Source organism: Pseudovibrio denitrificans JCM 12308 (assembly GCF_001310815.1).
Lineage (GTDB): Bacteria > Pseudomonadota > Alphaproteobacteria > Rhizobiales > Stappiaceae > Pseudovibrio > Pseudovibrio denitrificans.
In genome coordinates this window covers 161,326-177,991 of sequence record NZ_BAZK01000011.1, presented here as the reverse complement: position 1 = coordinate 177,991, position 16,666 = coordinate 161,326, and the positions used below count along the sequence as shown (strand labels likewise).

Annotated in this window: 18 protein-coding genes and 1 pseudogene; 8 read left to right on the top strand and 11 right to left on the bottom strand. The window is 52.9% G+C overall.

What is annotated here, in order from left to right:
* Positions 1–5: 5 nt before the first annotated feature.
* The gene (locus JCM12308_RS16445) at positions 6–1,040 is read right to left on the bottom strand and encodes a hypothetical protein (RefSeq protein WP_128647428.1); all 1,035 of its coding nucleotides are present in this window, start codon (positions 1,038–1,040) and stop codon (positions 6–8) included.
* Positions 1,041–1,381: 341 nt separating this feature from the next.
* On the opposite strand from JCM12308_RS16445, the pseudogene glyS reads away from it, so the two are divergent.
* Positions 1,382–3,617, top strand: a pseudogene (gene glyS, locus JCM12308_RS16440) (glycine--tRNA ligase subunit beta).
* A gap of 62 nt (positions 3,618–3,679) precedes the next feature.
* On the opposite strand, the gene JCM12308_RS16435 reads toward glyS, so the two are convergent.
* Positions 3,680–4,255 (bottom strand): LysR substrate-binding domain-containing protein, encoded by a 576-nt coding sequence (locus JCM12308_RS16435; RefSeq protein ID WP_244271928.1) that lies wholly within the window; start codon positions 4,253–4,255, stop codon positions 3,680–3,682.
* Between the two features lie 101 nt (positions 4,256–4,356).
* Positions 4,357–4,590, bottom strand: a complete 234-nt coding sequence (locus JCM12308_RS30180; protein WP_208978649.1) for a helix-turn-helix domain-containing protein — start codon at positions 4,588–4,590, stop codon at positions 4,357–4,359.
* A gap of 108 nt (positions 4,591–4,698) precedes the next feature.
* Between JCM12308_RS30180 and JCM12308_RS28365 the strand changes: the two genes are divergently transcribed.
* Entirely contained in the window at positions 4,699–4,869 is a 171-nt protein-coding gene (locus JCM12308_RS28365) for a hypothetical protein (protein WP_164845327.1), read from the top strand.
* Between the two features lie 24 nt (positions 4,870–4,893).
* Here the strand turns inward: JCM12308_RS28365 and JCM12308_RS16430 are convergent, their stop codons facing one another.
* From JCM12308_RS16430 to JCM12308_RS16415, 4 genes are all read right to left on the bottom strand, one after another.
* Entirely contained in the window at positions 4,894–5,388 is a 495-nt protein-coding gene (locus JCM12308_RS16430; RefSeq protein ID WP_008549640.1) for an Mpo1 family 2-hydroxy fatty acid dioxygenase, read from the bottom strand.
* 120 nt (positions 5,389–5,508) lie between these two features.
* The gene (locus tag JCM12308_RS16425; RefSeq protein ID WP_054784472.1) at positions 5,509–7,833 is read right to left on the bottom strand and encodes an NADP-dependent malic enzyme; all 2,325 of its coding nucleotides are present in this window, start codon (positions 7,831–7,833) and stop codon (positions 5,509–5,511) included.
* A gap of 100 nt (positions 7,834–7,933) precedes the next feature.
* Positions 7,934–8,632, bottom strand: a complete 699-nt coding sequence (locus JCM12308_RS16420; RefSeq protein WP_054784471.1) for a ceramidase domain-containing protein — start codon at positions 8,630–8,632, stop codon at positions 7,934–7,936.
* 23 nt (positions 8,633–8,655) lie between these two features.
* A complete protein-coding gene (locus JCM12308_RS16415; protein WP_054784470.1) occupies positions 8,656–9,249 on the bottom strand; it encodes a glycosyltransferase in 594 nt (197 codons plus the stop codon).
* A 113-nt stretch (positions 9,250–9,362) separates the two neighbouring features.
* Here JCM12308_RS16415 and JCM12308_RS16410 point away from each other — a divergent pair, with 113 nt between their 5' ends.
* From JCM12308_RS16410 to JCM12308_RS16400, 3 genes are read left to right on the top strand one after another with little or no spacing between them, the layout of a single operon-like run.
* Positions 9,363–10,490 (top strand): PA0069 family radical SAM protein, encoded by a 1,128-nt coding sequence (locus JCM12308_RS16410; protein ID WP_054784469.1) that lies wholly within the window; start codon positions 9,363–9,365, stop codon positions 10,488–10,490.
* Between the two features lie 53 nt (positions 10,491–10,543).
* Entirely contained in the window at positions 10,544–11,197 is a 654-nt protein-coding gene (gene rnhB, locus JCM12308_RS16405) for a ribonuclease HII (protein ID WP_054784468.1), read from the top strand.
* 39 nt (positions 11,198–11,236) lie between these two features.
* A complete protein-coding gene (locus JCM12308_RS16400) occupies positions 11,237–11,926 on the top strand; it encodes a hypothetical protein (protein ID WP_054784467.1) in 690 nt (229 codons plus the stop codon).
* Between the two features lie 29 nt (positions 11,927–11,955).
* On the opposite strand, the gene JCM12308_RS16395 is transcribed toward JCM12308_RS16400, so the two are convergent.
* The 3 genes from JCM12308_RS16395 to JCM12308_RS28360 form a co-directional block, all read right to left on the bottom strand.
* Positions 11,956–12,213 (bottom strand): hypothetical protein, encoded by a 258-nt coding sequence (locus JCM12308_RS16395; RefSeq protein WP_054784466.1) that lies wholly within the window; start codon positions 12,211–12,213, stop codon positions 11,956–11,958.
* A gap of 36 nt (positions 12,214–12,249) precedes the next feature.
* Positions 12,250–12,630: a hypothetical protein gene (locus JCM12308_RS16390; RefSeq protein WP_208978648.1), complete on the bottom strand. Its 381-nt coding sequence runs from the start codon at positions 12,628–12,630 to the stop codon at positions 12,250–12,252.
* A 213-nt stretch (positions 12,631–12,843) separates the two neighbouring features.
* Positions 12,844–14,325 (bottom strand): ubiquitin-like protein, encoded by a 1,482-nt coding sequence (locus tag JCM12308_RS28360; protein ID WP_164845330.1) that lies wholly within the window; start codon positions 14,323–14,325, stop codon positions 12,844–12,846.
* Between the two features lie 170 nt (positions 14,326–14,495).
* On the opposite strand from JCM12308_RS28360, the gene JCM12308_RS16380 reads away from it, so the two are divergent.
* Positions 14,496–15,173, top strand: a complete 678-nt coding sequence (locus JCM12308_RS16380) for an SDR family oxidoreductase (RefSeq protein WP_054784464.1) — start codon at positions 14,496–14,498, stop codon at positions 15,171–15,173.
* A gap of 54 nt (positions 15,174–15,227) precedes the next feature.
* Here the strand turns inward: JCM12308_RS16380 and JCM12308_RS16375 are convergent, their stop codons facing one another.
* Complete coding sequence (locus JCM12308_RS16375) at positions 15,228–15,860, bottom strand: hypothetical protein (RefSeq protein ID WP_054784463.1); 633 nt, start codon at positions 15,858–15,860, stop codon at positions 15,228–15,230.
* Between the two features lie 113 nt (positions 15,861–15,973).
* Between JCM12308_RS16375 and JCM12308_RS31615 the strand changes: the two genes are divergently transcribed.
* Positions 15,974–16,306 (top strand): helix-turn-helix transcriptional regulator, encoded by a 333-nt coding sequence (locus JCM12308_RS31615; RefSeq protein WP_244271924.1) that lies wholly within the window; start codon positions 15,974–15,976, stop codon positions 16,304–16,306.
* Positions 16,303–16,602: a helix-turn-helix transcriptional regulator gene (locus JCM12308_RS31610; protein ID WP_244271923.1), complete on the top strand. Its 300-nt coding sequence runs from the start codon at positions 16,303–16,305 to the stop codon at positions 16,600–16,602. The genes JCM12308_RS31615 and JCM12308_RS31610 overlap by 4 nt, the downstream gene beginning before the upstream one ends.
* The last annotated feature ends 64 nt before the right edge of the window (positions 16,603–16,666 follow it).

Genomic DNA, 16,666 nt, shown 5'->3' with positions numbered 1-16,666 from the left:
GGTTACTAAGCGGGTTGGAACTCTGAAGACGGATAATACCCCCACTGTTTGAGGATCATTCCATTGGAGATCTGCCGTACAGTTCTTTCATAGCGCATTCTTGCGTCGTCTCCATGCTTCCCGTCTGAGAGCACATTTGCATGTATCCTCTCAAAATCCTTGAGGTCTGCAAGAGCCAACTCTTTTGTAGATTTCAACGCAATCAGAAGTGCTCTAGATAAAGCTAAACGCGACAAGGTTATAGGGCTTTGATCATCGGGAAACACATGGCTGTCATGATACGCTATACACTCATCTAGTGTACCATCACGGAAGGGATTATATGACAGTACTTCTTGTGGTATTTTTTTTGTATTCTTATAGACTACAGACGTTCTAACCTGCCCGATCCACTCAAAGTAATCTTTCAGATACCCCATCGTTACTTTTATCCAAGGCAACCGGTCGAAATAAAAATCCTGATTGACTAAAATTGACTTACTTGGAATTAGATTAGCCAAGAAATTCTTATTCACATAGTCATCTAGTTTCACCGACTTACCAACGTCAATGAAGCAGATTTCAATGGGAGTTGCAGGGAACTTGAAGTCAACCAGGTCACCAACATGAAGATCAATTAGATCTGAGTAGTTTTCGATGTTTTGCTCGAGCCTTGGTATGAAAGAGTCGCCAAACCGATACTTGAAGGCGCCCCATTCTTTAAACTTCTCCTTACCGTTCTTAAGACGGGGAAGAAAACCAATTTCGAAAGCTTGAATGGGTTTGCAACGGAACACGCTCATATCATTTTGAGAATGTGTATTGTCCCGAATACCATGAGCCAGTGAAACTGTTGAAGAGCCCAAAAAACTCCCGCCGTCAATCAGTACTCCATCTCCACGATAGTGATCTCGCGCTAACAAGTAGAGAAGACTACGCTCTTCTCGTGACAGCATTCCTTCTGCGTTGACCACATCAGGTGGGAGAACTCGACAAGTCAGATCTTCACTATTTCTGAAACGTATCTCCTTAATCAACATTTCACTCATACCCACACCCATTAGTTTTCTCTCAAAGTTCATCAAGGTTACAACGCAATTTCCTTCAAAGCATCCCTATTTTCTTCGGCATCATTCCACTATTAACTCCACATACATAAGTACTATCTGTTTTCAACTCATTGAAAACTCAACGTATACCCATACGCTCTTTCCAACTTAACTCGCCTTTGGCAGCAGGGAGCTGTACACACCCCTGTTGATGGGTGGTCCTCCTCTGCAGTTTTTTGCTCAATTCCCGTGGTGCGCTGCCTATTGGGGGTGACAATGCCCTTTAGTATTGCTAGGCACTACGCACTCTAGAAATTTGCGATTGATTGACCAGTTAAAGGCGTCGTTCACCAATGCCAGATCTTCTCCTCGAACTCTTTAGCGAGGAAATTCCTGCCCGCATGCAGCGTCGTGCGGCTGAGGATTTGAAATCCCTCCTGACCAATGCTCTTGTTGAAGCAGGTGTGACCTATGAAGCGCGAAGCTTATGCCACTCCTCGCCGCCTGGCCCTGCACATTGCCGGCTTGCCTGCTGGCTCCAAAGCAACCCGTGAAGAGCGTAAAGGCCCGCGCGTTGGCGCGCCTGAAAAAGCACTGGCTGGTTTCCTGCGCGGCGCAGGTCTTACTTCTATCGAAGAAGCTGAAGTTCACAATGACCCTAAGAAGGGTGATTTTTACGTCGCTGTTATCGAAAAGCCTGGCCGCAAGACCGAGGACATTGTTGCTGACGTGATGCCTGACATCATTCGCAACTTCCCTTGGCCTAAGTCTCAGCGTTGGGGCTCCGGCAACTTGCGCTGGGTGCGTCCGCTGCATTCCATCGTCTGCACCTTTGGTCCTGAGACCGAAGAGCCGGAAGTCATTCCGTTTGAAGTTGATGGCATTAAATCCAGTCAGACCACTTACGGTCACCGCTTTATGGCACCTGAGGCAATCGAAGTGCGCCGCCTGGAAGACTATATGTCCAAGCTGGAAGCCGCCAAAGTTGTGCTGGATGCGGACCGCCGTAAAGACATCATCGATACAGACGCGAAAAACGCTGCGATGGCACTTGGCCTTGAACTGGTTGAAGATGCTGGCCTTCTTGACGAAGTGGCTGGCCTCAACGAGTGGCCAACTGTTCTCATCGGCTCTTACGACGAGAGCTTCCTTCAGCTGCCTGACGAAGTGATCCAGCTCACCATCAAGGTGAACCAGAAGAACTTCGTTCTGCGTGATCCGGCAACTTCCAATCTCTCCAACAAGTTTGCGCTGACTGCAAACATTGTTGCGAAAGACGGTGGTACCAAGATCATTGCGGGTAACGAGAAGGTTGTTTCCGCTCGTTTGTCTGATGCTAAGTTCTTCTGGGAAACAGATCTGAAGACCAAGCTGGAAAGCAACGTTTCCAAGCTTCAGGACATCGTGTTCCACGAGAAGCTGGGTAGTGTTGCAGCTCGCGTTGATCGTCTTGAGCGCCTTGCTGCTGAGATCGCTCCGCTGGTTGGTGCTGACATTGAGCAGACCAAGCGTGCCGCACGTCTTGCAAAGGCTGACCTTGTTTCCGCGATGGTCTTCGAGTTCCCTGAACTGCAGGGTCTGATGGGCCGTTATTACGCTGAAGCACAGGGCGAAGATGCTGCTGTTGCACAGGCGATTGAAGACCACTACAAGCCAGCAGGCGCTTCTGATGATGTCCCAACATCACCAGTTTCCATCGCTGTTGCACTGGCTGACAAGCTGGACATTCTGGCTGGTTTCTGGGCGATCGATGAGAAGCCAACAGGCTCCAAGGATCCGTTTGCCCTGCGTCGTGCTGCTCTGGGTGTTATCCGCCTTGTGCTGGAAAACGATCTTCGTCTGCCACTGCGTGATGTGCTGGTTCAGAGCCTGCGTCGTAATCTGGCTGATATTGCTGCTGCTCGTGGTGAGAGCGCGCTTTCCGATCTTCCATTTATCGGCAAAGGCAAAACCGGTGAAGGCGTTGTCAAAGACATCTTCTCCATGGTTTCCAAAGCTGCTGATGTTGTGTTGGCGAACGTTTCCGACAAGATCCCTGAGACTTCTCTGGAAACCGGCCTGATTGATGATCTGCTTGGCTTCTTCGCGGATCGCATGAAAGTGGTTCTGAAGGACAAGGGTGTGCGTCACGATCTGATCGACGCTGTGCTGGCACGTGGTGGTCAAGACGATATTGCATTGATTGTGAAGCAGGCTGAAGCTCTGGCTGGGCTGCTGGGCAGCGAAGATGGTGCGAACCTTCTGGCTGGTTACAAGCGTGCGGCTAACATTCTGCGTGCGGAAGAGAAGAAAGACGGCAAGACCTTTGAAGGCAAGCCTGACGCTGCTCTGCTGGAAGAGCAGGCAGAAAAAGACCTTGCTGCAGCACTGGATAGCGTTCTGGTTGAGATTAAGCCTCTGCTCGATGCAGCTGACTTCTCCGGCGCAATGGCGGCTCTTGCCAAGCTGCGTGGTCCAGTTGACGGCTTCTTCGACAACATCCACGTGAATGCTGAGAAGCAAGAGGTTCGTGAAAACCGCCTGAAGATCCTTTCAGAGATCCGTGCCGCCGTTCATCAGGTTGCAGATTTCTCTAAGATCGCTGGCTAAGCATACTTCATAAGACATTCAAAAGCCCGGAACTCAGTTGAGTTACCGGGCTTTTTTGTGGGCTATGTTTTGACGGCTTTATCGTACTCAACGGCCGTTTGCGCGATCTCTTCTTTAAGCCAGTCCCGCAGTTTCCGAACGCTTGGGCTGCGAAGCGCCCCTTCCCTGCAAATGAACCAGTAGGATCTGCCGGTAGAGCAGCGGTGGTCGAACGGGATCCTGAGCTGGCCTTGCTTCACGGCATTGGCGACCAGAGTATCCCAACCCAAGAAGACACCGTGACCGGCGATGGCAGCGTCCATGCACAAGGAGGCGTTAGAGAAACCATGGCCTTTGGGCAGTTGGCTTTCCTTCAGGCCGAAGGGGGCGAGCCAATCGCTCCAGCGATAATAGGAGTTGTAGTCGCGAATGATCACTTCATTCAGTAAGTCTTTGGGCTCTTTGAGACGCTCAGCGACCTCAGGAGAGCAGACTGGATAGATAAAGTGTTCGCAGAGGCGTTCGGAATAGACATCATCTGGTGCGCGTTTATGAACGCGGACGCAGGCATCAACGTCGGAATGGTTGAGATTGACGAGCTGATCGTTGGCATCCAGCCGAAGATTGATGTCCGGATTAGCCTTCATGAAACTGCTCAGGCGCCAGACAAGCCATTTTTCGGCGAGAAGCGGTGCAACTGACAGGAACAGGCTTTCTTCCCTATCCCGGTCTGCCAGAGCGACTGCCTCTGAGATCTGCTTCAGGCTAATGTGAGTTCGCGGCAGATTTCTGTACCAAGGCTGGTGAGCTTCAGACCGCCAGGCTCTCGTGTAAACAGCGGACGGCCTAGCTGGTGCTCGGTTTTGTGCAGTTGCTGGCTGACAGCACCGGACGTGATACCCAGCTCTTCTGCAGCATTTTTAAGGGATCCCAGGCGTCCAACGGCTTCCACGACACGGAGGCCGGTGAGGCTGACCTGATTGAGATTTTTCATCGAGAACAGTTCCGAGCAGTAAATCTAAACCGGGGTTTAGTTATTCCAGATAGCACTTGCAACGCAATTGACGCATTGTCGCTCCATAAAGTCACAAAGGAAATGACAATGAAAAATCTTTTAAAAGATCTGTTGCGCGGAAAGTCCCAGCGTAAATCCAAAGCCTCAGCTGGCTCCAAACCATACTGTGCTGATCCGCTTGCACACCCTGCTCTTCAGCGGATGGATACCCGCGAAATTGGTGATGTTTACATCAATCCAGAAAAAACGCTGCCTTAAAAGCAGCGTTTTTTATTTTGTCCCTCAGTATGGGATGCCAACTTTTTTATAAATGAAATGCATTAGCCAGGCAGGTCCGACCAGCAGGAACTGCAAGTCCTTGAAGAAGGATGGCTTTTTCCCCTCAATATGGTGGCCGATAAACTGGCCGATCCAAGCAATCACAAACACTGCCAATGCCGTCTGCCAGAGTGGGATCCCAAGCCCAAACTGCTGATAGGTCATGTTGATCCAGACCATCAACGCTGAGAACACAGCCATTCCGATGGCCAGTGTGATGGACAATGACAGGTAGTAGATAATCGACAGCCCCAAGCCGATCGTGCACCAGTTCAGCCATGGTGAGATGTTTGAAAATCCGATTGGTGTCGGGACAGACCACAACAATGCTGTGACCGTCCAGAAAATGATCGGCACACAGATCCAGTGAATTGCTTTGTTTTTATGATTTTGGTGGCTTTCGCCATACTCGCCCAAGAGGCGATCAATGCGACGCCCAGTCGCTTCTGAAAAGCTCATATTACCCTCCCCGTAATATCAAGCAGCATCAATGCAGATAGCATGCCGTATAGGGAAGGTATTATCAAGCTGACAAAACTTCGGCGGGCATATTAACCACTGCCCGCCGAAGGAGTTGTTTTAGCTATGCGGTGCCAGGCAAACCCCAGCATTTTCCTTACGACATTGCGCATCAACTGCTGAAAGCGCTGTCATATTCACGATGCCGCGTGATGTCACGGATGGTGTTATGATGTGCGCTGTTTTCTTAGCGCCCAGCAAAATCGGACCAACATGGAGTGCGTCTGTCATTGCCTTGATCAGGTTCAGTGCAATGTTTGAAGCGTCCAATGTTGGGAACACCAGCAGGTTAGCAGGACCAGAGATATGCGCATCTGGCATGTAGCGTTTCAGGATTTCCGGCTTCAGCGCGGCATCACCGTGCATCTCGCCTTCTGCTTCCAGATCAGGCATTTGCTTCCAGACCATCTGCAGGGCTTCCCGCATTTTGTTGGAAGTCTCAGACGGACGGGAGCCGAAGTTGGAGTGTGAGAGCAGCGCAACGCGTGGGGTGATACCAAAGCGCTTGATCTGCTCGGATGCCAGATGAGTGATCTCAGCGATCTCTTCAGCAGATGGGCATTCTGTAACGTAGGTGTCTGCCAGGAAGTATGCACCGCTGGTGTTGATCAGCAGGGAGAGCGTGGAGAAATCTCTGATGCCATCAGAACATCCGATGATGTTGTTGATGTCGCGCAGGTGCTTATCGAAGCGGCCTTCAAGACCGGTGATGAGCGCGTCTGCTTCTTCCCTATGCAACGCCAATGCACCAATCACGGTGGTGTTGGTACGCACGATGGTTCTGGCTGCTTCAGGAGTTACGCCTTTACGGCCAACCAGTTGCACCAGTGTATCAACGTAGGAACGGTAGCGTGGATCGTCTTCCGGGTTTACGAACTCAAAATCTGTTCCCGGACGGATGCGGAGGCCGAAGCGCTCACAGCGGTTTTCCAGAACCTGAGGACGACCGATCAGGATCGGGGTTGCCAGACCTTCTTCGATCACCACCTGAGCGGCGCGGAGTACGCGCTCGTCTTCACCGTCCGCGTAGATAACGCGCTGTTTGTCAGCTTTCGCCTGCGCGATGATTGGCTTCATCACCATACCGGAGCGGAACACGAAGCGGTTCAGCTTGTCCATGTAGGCGTCGAGATCTTCGATCGGACGGGTTGCGACGCCAGTGTCCATGGCAGCTTTTGCAACAGCTGGTGCAATACGTAGGATCAGGCGGTTATCGAACGGAGATGGGATGAGGTAATTCGGGCCGAATGTGTGGGTTACGCCGCCGTATGCTTTGGCGACCACATCGGTTGGTTCTTCCCGTGCCAGACCTGCAATTGCTTCCACTGCGGCCAGCTTCATTTCTTCGTTGATGGCTGTTGCACCAACATCGAGCGCGCCACGGAAGATGTAAGGGAAGCAGAGAACGTTATTCACCTGGTTCGGGTAGTCGGAGCGGCCTGTGCACATGACAACATCGTCACGAACAGCCAGCGCATCTTCCGGCATGATTTCCGGGTTCGGGTTGGCAAGACCCATCACCAGAGGACGCTTCGCCATCTTGGCAACCATCTCAGGCTTCAGAACACCAGCTGCGGACAGGCCGATGAAGACGTCGGCATCTTCGATGATATCATCGAGTGTGCGCTTGTCAGTTTTCTGCGCGAAGACGGATTTCCATTCATCCATAAGGGCTTCGCGGCCCTCATAAACAACGCCTTCGATGTCGGAAACCCAGATGTTCTCGCGCTTTACACCAGAAGATACGAGCAGGTTGAGACAGGCCAGCGCTGCTGCGCCTGCGCCAGAGGCGACGACCTTGATCTCTTCCAGTTTCTTGCCAGCCAGCTCCATGCCGTTGCGAACAGCCGCTGCAACGATGATAGCTGTGCCGTGCTGGTCATCATGGAAAACCGGGATATTCATCTTTTCGCGCAGGCGTTTCTCGATCTGGAAACACTCTGGCGCCTTGATGTCTTCTAGGTTGATACCGCCGAAGGTTGGCTCCAGAACACCAACTGCATCTACGAACTTATCAACGTTGGTTTCATCAACCTCGATGTCGAATACATCGATGCCTGCGAACTTTTTGAAGAGGACGGCTTTACCTTCCATTACCGGCTTGGATGCCAGAGGACCAATCGAGCCCAGACCCAGGACCGCAGTCCCGTTTGAGATCACGCCAACGAGGTTTTGACGTGCGGTGTAGTCGGCTGCTTTTGACTCGTCCTTATGGATTTCCAAACACGGAGCAGCTACGCCCGGAGAGTAGGCAAGCGCCAAATCTCGCTGGTTGCCCAATGGCTTAGTTGCCTGAATTTCCAATTTACCCGCGCGCGGATACTCGTGGTAAAAGAGCGCTTGTTCATCGAGTTCGCCGGAGGTAGGGCGTTTTTTGTCCGTCATCGTCTATTCTTGCCTGACCTAGTGAATGAGCGGCTCGCCACCGGGAATCATTATGACTTCCGGTTCAGATGTCGCAGTTTGGCAAAACCTAGACCATTGCCTAGGATTCTGCACCGTCTAAGTACGTCTTAAAGCGTATAAATGCGCGAATTAGAATAAACAAAACGGTAGCATTCAAAATATGCCACAAGGAATGTGTCCCAACTGGCAAAATTGAGCAGATTAGCTCGTCCAGAATCCGGAATCCCATCGATATTGCAAAGACGATGCCTGCCAGCAGCAGCGCGTTGGATGTCTGCCGGTTTTTGCTGCGGGTGAGGCCTGCAAAAAGTAGGATGGCAACGAGGGCTGGGAAGTAACCGGCAGTGGGGCCGATGATGCCTTCCACCAATCTTGGGCCGAATGCCATTGCCCCAAAGAAGAGCAGTGTTGCACCCAGTGATATCAATAGGTTGGCACCCATATAGCGTCGCGTGGCCAGATAAAAATACACCAGCATGAAGATCGCGATCGGGATCACATCAGCGAGCATAGACCAGAGGGTTGCGAAGGTGTGGAACAGGAACGATCCGATGCCGATGATGGCGAGCAGAGCGATGAGAACCAGCGCTGCGTTATCTTGTGCGTTGGTTTGCGTTACTTGCGTATTTTTTGCGTTGCTGCGTGCTTTGAGCCAGATTTGAAAGGCAAACAGAGCGGCAATGATAAATGCAACATTGCTGATGGCATTGAGTGGTTCAGACCAGAAGGCAGCGGAGGTTCTTTCGCAGTATTGGTTCAGATGCTGGTTCCAATCCATGAGACCTCCGAGCTGGTACCGGGTTACCTCGTGCTGTTTTGAAAGACCACTGTACCGTTCAACCAATGGACCCGGCTAGCCCTCAAGATTTTTTGGATCTGCTGTTGCCGGGTTGTGGCGGAGCTCCCCTTTAGCACTTTATGCAGGTGCTCTTTGTGCAGGAGCATGGGCAGATCGTGTGCAGACGACTTGAGTGCACGATGCTTGGCATTGATCAGCTTCTGCCTGATTTGTGCAGCAGTGCCGAACTCCTCTGTCCGGCTTGGGAACACCGCGATCAAGTTATCCCCGGTGCGGACACATTCTGCTCGCTCGATGAAGGCAGCTGCTTCTGTTTGCCAGCCGGTTTGCAGGATTGCGCCGGGGCGGATGAGCAGCACCCAGTCGGACCTTGCGCATTTCTTTGCCCCTTCTGCCAGAGCGGATGCGGGATCAGCGCTGGCATCGATGAAGTGCGCGCCGGAGGCATCAGCAACGACCTCGGTTCCGTCGGTGGAGCCTTCGTCTGCGATGACGACTTCTTTCAGGATGCCTTCTGCTGAGGCCGGGACCAGAGCGGACAAGGTGTGCACCAGTTGGTGCTCGCTGTTCTTGCTGAGAATAAGTGCGCTAATCATTCCAACAGCTTACAGTGATTTGCCAGAGTATGGGAAAGTAAAGGCTTGCAAATCCAGATATTTTGAGCAATGTTCCACTTATGTTCTCATAAGAAGATGAAAGTGCACGCCCCATGTCAACTGCACAAAATCACAGGGTCGAGGCAGACGCGACAGATCCGCTGGGTTCTGCTTTGCCAGTCAACATGACAGGCCGTGGACGGGCTGCGCATTCCAACAAGGCTGGGCGGTTTGAGGCGGAAAGCCGGGAACTGATGGATGATGGTTGGGGAACAATTGATGAACTTCCGCCGATCAAGACCGAGGTTCAGACAGAAGCTGCGCGGCATGTGATCACCAAGAATACGTCGCCGGACCTGCCTTTTGACCGTTCCATCAATCCTTATCGGGGCTGCGAGCATGGCTGCATCTACTGCTTTGCGCGGCCAACTCATGCTTACATGGGACTTTCGCCGGGACTAGATTTTGAAAGCCGGCTGTTTGCCAAGCCGAATGCGGCGCAGGTGTTGGAGCGAGAGCTGGGTGCACCTTCCTATCAGCCTAAGCCAATCGCTATTGGCACCAACACAGATCCCTATCAACCAATTGAGCGCACACAGAAAATCATGCGCGGTATTCTGGAAGTGCTGAACAAGACCGGGCATCCGGTGACCATCGTCACCAAGTCTGCTCTGGTGATGCGAGATATCGATATCCTTGCGGAGATGGCCGAGCGCAATCTGGCCAAGGTGGCAATTTCAGTGACGACACTGGACCGGAAGATTGCCCGCAGTCTTGAGCCGCGTGCATCTACGCCAACGCGGCGCCTGCAAGCGATCAAAGCGCTGTCTGATGCAGGTATTCCGACTGCTGTGTTGGCAGCACCGATTATTCCCGGCCTGACGGATCATGAGCTGGAGGGCATTCTGGAGATCTGCAAGGAACATGGCGCAACGGAGGCCAGCTACATTTTGCTGCGCCTGCCGCGCGAGGTTTCTGAGTTGTTCAAGGAATGGCTTTTGCGGGAAGCTCCGGGCAGCTATCGCCGTGTGCTCAGCCTGCTGCGGTCCATGCGCGGGGGGAAGGACTACGATGCGCAGTGGACGCAGCGTTTCAAGGGCAAAGGGCCTTATGCGGATCAGTTGGCGAAGCGGTTTCAGCTGGCCTGCAAGAGCAAGGGGTTATCTTCCCGATCCCTCAAGCTCTCCTGCGATCACTTCATCAAACCGACCTGTGGTGGTGTGCAGCTCTCATTGCTGTAGATGAGGCTTGTTGTTGCGGTTGAAAGCGGCCGGTCTGCATGGCAAAGAGGGGCATGTCGTATTTTGCAAATTCCCTCTTTGATATCGCCTTTCCTGATGCTCCGGACCTGCGTTTTGAACGCTCTGTTGAGCAAGACCTGCAAGGGCGCTTTGCTGGCATTGATGAGGCCGGACGCGGACCATGGGCTGGCCCTGTGGTGGTGGCTGCCGCCAGCCTCAATTACGACAACCTGCCAGAGGGGCTGAACGACTCCAAAAAGCTGACAGAAGCCAAGCGCGAAGAGCTTTTTGAGCAGATTCTTGAGGTGGCAGATGTGAGTGTGTGCGTGCAAAGTGCGCAGACCATTGATCGCCTGAACATTCGTGAGGCAACGCTGCAAGGTATGCGCACCTGCGCGCGCTCTCTTTCCGTTCCGGTCAAACGGTTCTTTATTGATGGCAAGGATGTTCCGCATCATCTGCCACAGGAAGGGCAAGCGATGATCAAAGGTGATGGCCGCTGTCTCGCCATTTCCGCCGCCTCCATCGTTGCCAAGGTGACCAGAGATCGGCTGATGGTGAAGATGGACAAGTACTTCCCGGAGTACGGCTTTGCCAAGCACAAAGGCTACGGAACCAAACAGCATCAGGAAGCCCTCGCCGCCCATGGCGTCACCCCTCTCCACCGCTGCTCTTTCCGGCCAATCCGGGAGATGATTGAGGGGTAGTCAGGTCAGCCTGAAAACAGGTGCGGCTTGCAGAGTGATATGATGACATCCGGCGATCTAAATCAGTTGCTCTCAAACAAGCTCACGCGCTTCTTCATTGTCTACTCTATTCTTTCTGTCATGCTCGCCATGCTCATTGCTGGCATTTCCTGGTTTCATGGTGGGAGTAAACTGACCCATATTGAACTGCCGCTCATTTCGGATAGCAAGCTGTCTGTTGATGGTGATTTCATCGTGACCCGCGTGCCAATGTGGAATCGTGTGCAGATCTATCATCGCGAGCGTGGTTTCATCTCCGGCTTCTTTTTGGAATATCAAAGAACCACCGGGGCTTTTAAGGTCTTTCCAAATCAACGACTTGTCGATTGCGGCTCCAACTGGCCAACAGATACCGGTTACTTGCATTACACATTTAACGGAAAACCATTGGGCCGAACTCAATCAGCTGACGTTGCCGATGCGTGCAGCGGTCATCACCGTCCAACATCCGCGAGTAAACTGGAACATCTGGGTGTCTTCTTCCAGTTTGACGGCTTTGGTTATTCTCTTCAGGCAGCGAGTGAAACAGGCCTGAAAATGTTGAACCACCGAAACTTTTTTGCAGACTTGCTTGCGCTGTCTCTGTACCCGTTTGCGCTCATGAAAGTTTTTGCATTTCTGCTGGGAGCGCAAGTGATCTGGTTCTTCTACAAGGCCATGAGATTAAAGCCACGCAAAGAACATCCGTGACGGTTAGATTGTTATCTGCTTACAGCTGTCTATCTGAAATGCTTTTGCCAAATTTCCTGGGTTTGCAGGAGTAGTCGCTGAACGTCGATCATCTCAACTGATGCAGAGCTCTCAGATAGCTTGATGGGCGCACCTTTCGTGTAAAACCTCTCCATCTCTGTATTCGCCAGCTCAATGAAACTGCGTGTTTCACTAGCATCAGCCGGTTGCGCCTTAGCAACAACCTGTTGACTTGCATTCGGTGAACTCAAAGCCTTGGTAAGCGGGAAACTGGCGGGATCTATCATTTGACCAGACTCCGATAGAGGGTGTTCGTCAGCCGGTTAAATCGTCAGCTCTACGCGCAGTTGCAGGTCGCCGTATTGTTTGTAGGAACCGCCGGTACCCGGGCTGTCGGAGACTATTTCGGAGACGGCTCCGGCAGGGTCGTCCTTGAAGGCGCGTTTGGTTTCCGGGTCGACGATTTTTTCGAAATCTTTCAGGTAACGCTCGTATTCCTGAAGTTCCAGAATGGCGCTTTTGACTTCGGCGTGGGCTGCTTCTTCCTTCAGGGTTCGCGGCGCGAAGAAGTGCTTCAGGATGCGAGTTTCGCTGAAGTCCATCGTGATTTCCGGCATTGGCTTTTCAGGCTGTTTAGCTTCCTGACTTTGCCGGGCCGTGTTCATCAGTGTTGGAGCAGGTGCAGCAGAATTAATTGGGTTCATCATTTGATCTGAAACTCATTGAGCAAGCAATAATTAGTGATCAAAGATGCAAGTTACATGCCATCAGAACCCGCAGAAAAACAAGACCTCTGATAGCGGATTCGTGCTGGAGTCGGCAGAAACTTCCGGGATGTTCGGCAGCCCGGCAGTTTCTTCTGGCGCACGCGCAAACTCTCTTGTGCGACTGCTGAATTTCCTGAATGGAACGGAGGCTTAGAACGGAACGTTCAGGCGGAAGTCACCACCATAGTTATAGAAGTTGGAGGTGCCGATGCCGTCGTAGTAGCCGTTGAGTTCCAGAGCAATGCCTTTGGCAAAGACGCCGGTGATGCCTGCATCAACTCTGGCGCGGAAATCGCCAGTTTCCAGAACTGGATTGGCGATGCTTTCCGGGTTCTCGACTGCGAAGTTCCAGCGGCCAGTTACGCGCAGGTTTGGCTGGAGCCATGTGGTTTCGTCCAGCTGGTAGCTGTAGGAGATGGCTGGTCCAAACAGCACTTCGCCCTGTGCGCTGGTTTGGGACGGGACGCTGTTGTCGTCCGGATCCGTAAAGCCGTCAGCCTGTTCGCGGAAGTAGCTGACGCCCACTTCCGGAGTGAAGCGCCAGTTGCCGTAGTCAATCGGACCGGAGAGTTTGGAGTTGATCAGCCAGCGATAGCTGTCAAAGCTGCTGGTGTTGTTGGTTCCAATCGGGCTGATTTCATTGCTGCCCCTGCCCCACGCTGCGTTGACTTCCAGATAGAGCTGCTCGTTGAGGAACCGGGCTGCTGCATAAGGACCAATCATCCAGCCCCCGCCGCGGCCATCCTGACCGATGGAGCTGTCGCTGGTGCTGGACCAGTCCAACTGAATGAGACCACCCACGATGAGGTTGGGCGTCACGAACGCATGGGCGCCGACGTGACCAATCCAGAAGCTGGAGTGGCTGGAACCGTTTTTGCCCCGGTTGCCAGAGACGCGGAGCCAGACATCGTAGTTCGCCTCAAACGGAACAGCTGTGAAAGGTTCTGGCTCAGGCTGTGCTTGTTTCTCAGCTGAGGGAGCATAGGCCATGAGCTGCTTATGGGCTGGGGTTGTTTCGTCTTTGCCTGCTATCTGCGACAACGCCAGAAGAGATGATGGCTGAGTGCCTGCTTTCACCCGGTTGAGGCTGGTCATGAAGAACAGATCCTGCTCATCTTGCGTGGCGTTGACGGCCAGATCACCTAGCCGTGTTGCTAGAGTTGTTGAGCGGCGGTCCAGCATTGGCGAGAAGGATGGCTGGTTGCCAAGGATGAGTGAAGTGCGGGCGACGGAGAGTTCAGCGGCAGCCATTGCTGCGCTTTGGTCTGTGTCGCTGTTTGTTTCCCTCAGCACCAGATGGAGCGTGGATTCTTTCTGGATGTTGTAATCGGAGAGTGTTCTGCCGTCTTCCAGCATTTTGCCCGCAAAGATGAGGCGTTGTTCGTTCTCTGGAATACCTTCCTTGTCCCTGATCTTCGCCTTTACGTTCTCAATGGAGTCAGATGGCTCCACATCCAGCGTGATAGTCTTTCCCGTCAGCGTCTTGACGAAGATCTGCATGGCGAGCGCCGGTGCAGTCCAGACGAAGGCGGCGACTATGAACGTGGTGATGAAGGTGCTGAGCTTGCGCGACAATAAGGTGTTGCAGGTGAAGCCGGACAAGGCACTCTCCATTGGTATTTTCAGGCTCATGAACGATTGCAGGTTTGTACCGCTTTGAAGCCAAATCAGATTCCTAAAATTATAAATAGAACAGTAAGTCTATTTTTATCGATAAGTATTTTTCATCACTCCACAGCTTCAGGCTTTCGCTTTAGAGCTTGGCGCGTATGCTGAGTGAGTTGAGATAAGGGGTCATCGTTATGAAACGAGCAATTGTTACCGGTGGCGCGGGGTTGATTGGGACTGGTATCTGCGCAGCGCTTCTCAAGAAGGGTTGGGAAGTAGCGAGTTTTGATCTCAATGAGGGCAGCTCCGGTGCGATGGATGTACTCTGTGATATCAGCGATGAGAGCGCAGTTGATGAGGCGTTCAGCTCTCTGGGATGGCCGCAGCTGGACTTGCTGGTCAACAATGGCGGTCATGCTACCAGTCTGCAGTTGGGGCTGAAGGAAGCGACTATGGATGACTGGCGTTCAACGCTGGACAGCTATTTGACAGCGACTTTTCTGATGAGCCGCCGGGCTTTGCCGCTGATGCCAGAAGGGTCGAGCATCGTGAACATGGCGTCTACCCGCGCTTTCATGTCTGAGCCCGGTGATTTCATCTATGCGGCTGCAAAGGGCGGTATCCTTTCACTGACGCAGGCGTTGGCGATGTCGCTTGGTCCCAAGGTGCGGGTGAATGCGATTGCGCCGGGATGGATCTCCGATGGAGCTGATCTGAGTGAACGGGATCATGCGCAGCATCCGGTTGGACGGGTTGGTCGCCCCGCAGACATTGCAGAGGCAGTGCTTTATCTGAGTGAGGCCGGGTTCATGACAGGTCAGACGCTGACCATTGACGGCGGCATGACCCGGAAGATGATTTACGAGGAGTGATCGCCTCAAAGTGAAAGCTCCCTCTGGTGAGGGAGCCTTCCTGCGGTGAAGAGATCACGCAAGCACGAACCAGAAATCAAGATCGAAACTGGTTTGATCGAAGTGCTTGAGGAAGTTCTGGCCGCTTTCATCCTGCAGATATCCGTAGCAAATCTCTCTGCCCGCACCAATGTTCTCGGCAAAAGCAACCTCGGCATAGTTATCGCCGTTGATGTGTCCCATCACATGGGCTTTCGCCTCCGGGAAGCGGGAGAGGTAGTTGCTCTTGAGCTGAGCCGCAGAGGCCAGCATTTCCTCTTCTCCATCAACGCCCCTTAACGCAAGTTTGCCGATCTCGATGGAGGAAAAGCCGGTTGGAACCTGAAAGGCGTTGTCGAGCAACCGGATCTGGGTGAGCTTGATGGTTCTTTCATCCAGCATGCTGTGAAAGGTTCTGGAGCTTTCGTCATTGCTGAAGTTTTGAGACATGTTAGCAAAAGCTGCTGCATCGCTGGCCAGGATCACGTCTGCGAACTCTCCGGCCAGATTGCCGACAAAAGCGTGCATGAGAATGCCGTCCTGTTTGGCCAGATAGGATTTCTGCCAGTTGCGTGCTGCGGCGACCAGTTCGGCAGGCTCGATCTCCGGTTTCCTGGAGTACCGCGCGAAGCCCATGACGGATGCGGTGGAGTTTTGTTTTAAAAGCATTTTTGTAAGTGCCCGTGTTTCTTTAATGCGAGCCGCACACTAAGATAGGCCAGTGACATTTTCTGTCAGGGGCATTCATGCGCAGTGTCAGGCTGTTTCAAATTCTGGATTTCATGCGTGGTCGGACACGGCCCGTCTCTGCTGAGGTGATCGCAGAACGGTTCGGCACGTCTGTGCGCACGATCTATCGGGATATTGCAACGCTGCAGTCCATAGGTGCCCCGATCCGCGGTGAAGGCGGGCTGGGCTATCAGGTGGAGGATGGCTACTTCCTCCCTCCCCTCGCTTTTGATCGGGATGAGATGGATGCTGTGGTGCTCGGCCTGCGGATGGTCACGGCACGGGTGATACGCCGCTCAGGCTCGCAGCAGAGCGTGTGCTGGGCAAGATCAGCGGTGCGCATCAGGAAAGCCCTGAGAGCCTCGACAGGCCACTTCTTGCAGTGAAGGCGAAGGCTGATACCAGATCCGGCGATCAGATAACTGTGCTGCGCTCAGCTATCCATGATCGGACCTTCGTCGGGTTCACATACACCTCGCTTTCCGGAGACACGTCACAGCGCTGCATCCGGCCTCTCGGCCTCACTGCCTTTGAAAGCTCCTGGCTGCTGACAGGCTGGTGCGAGATGCGCGGGGACTTCCGAAACTTCCGGGTGGATCTGATGAGCGATGTTGCTGCTCAGGAAGACTCATTTGCCTTTGAGCGGGGCAAGGAGTTCACCGACTATCTGGCGACGCTGTAGGAAGCCAGCACTCCCCTCCAATAACGCAGAGTTGAATGCCCTTGGGTCACTTTCCCGTTTTGAT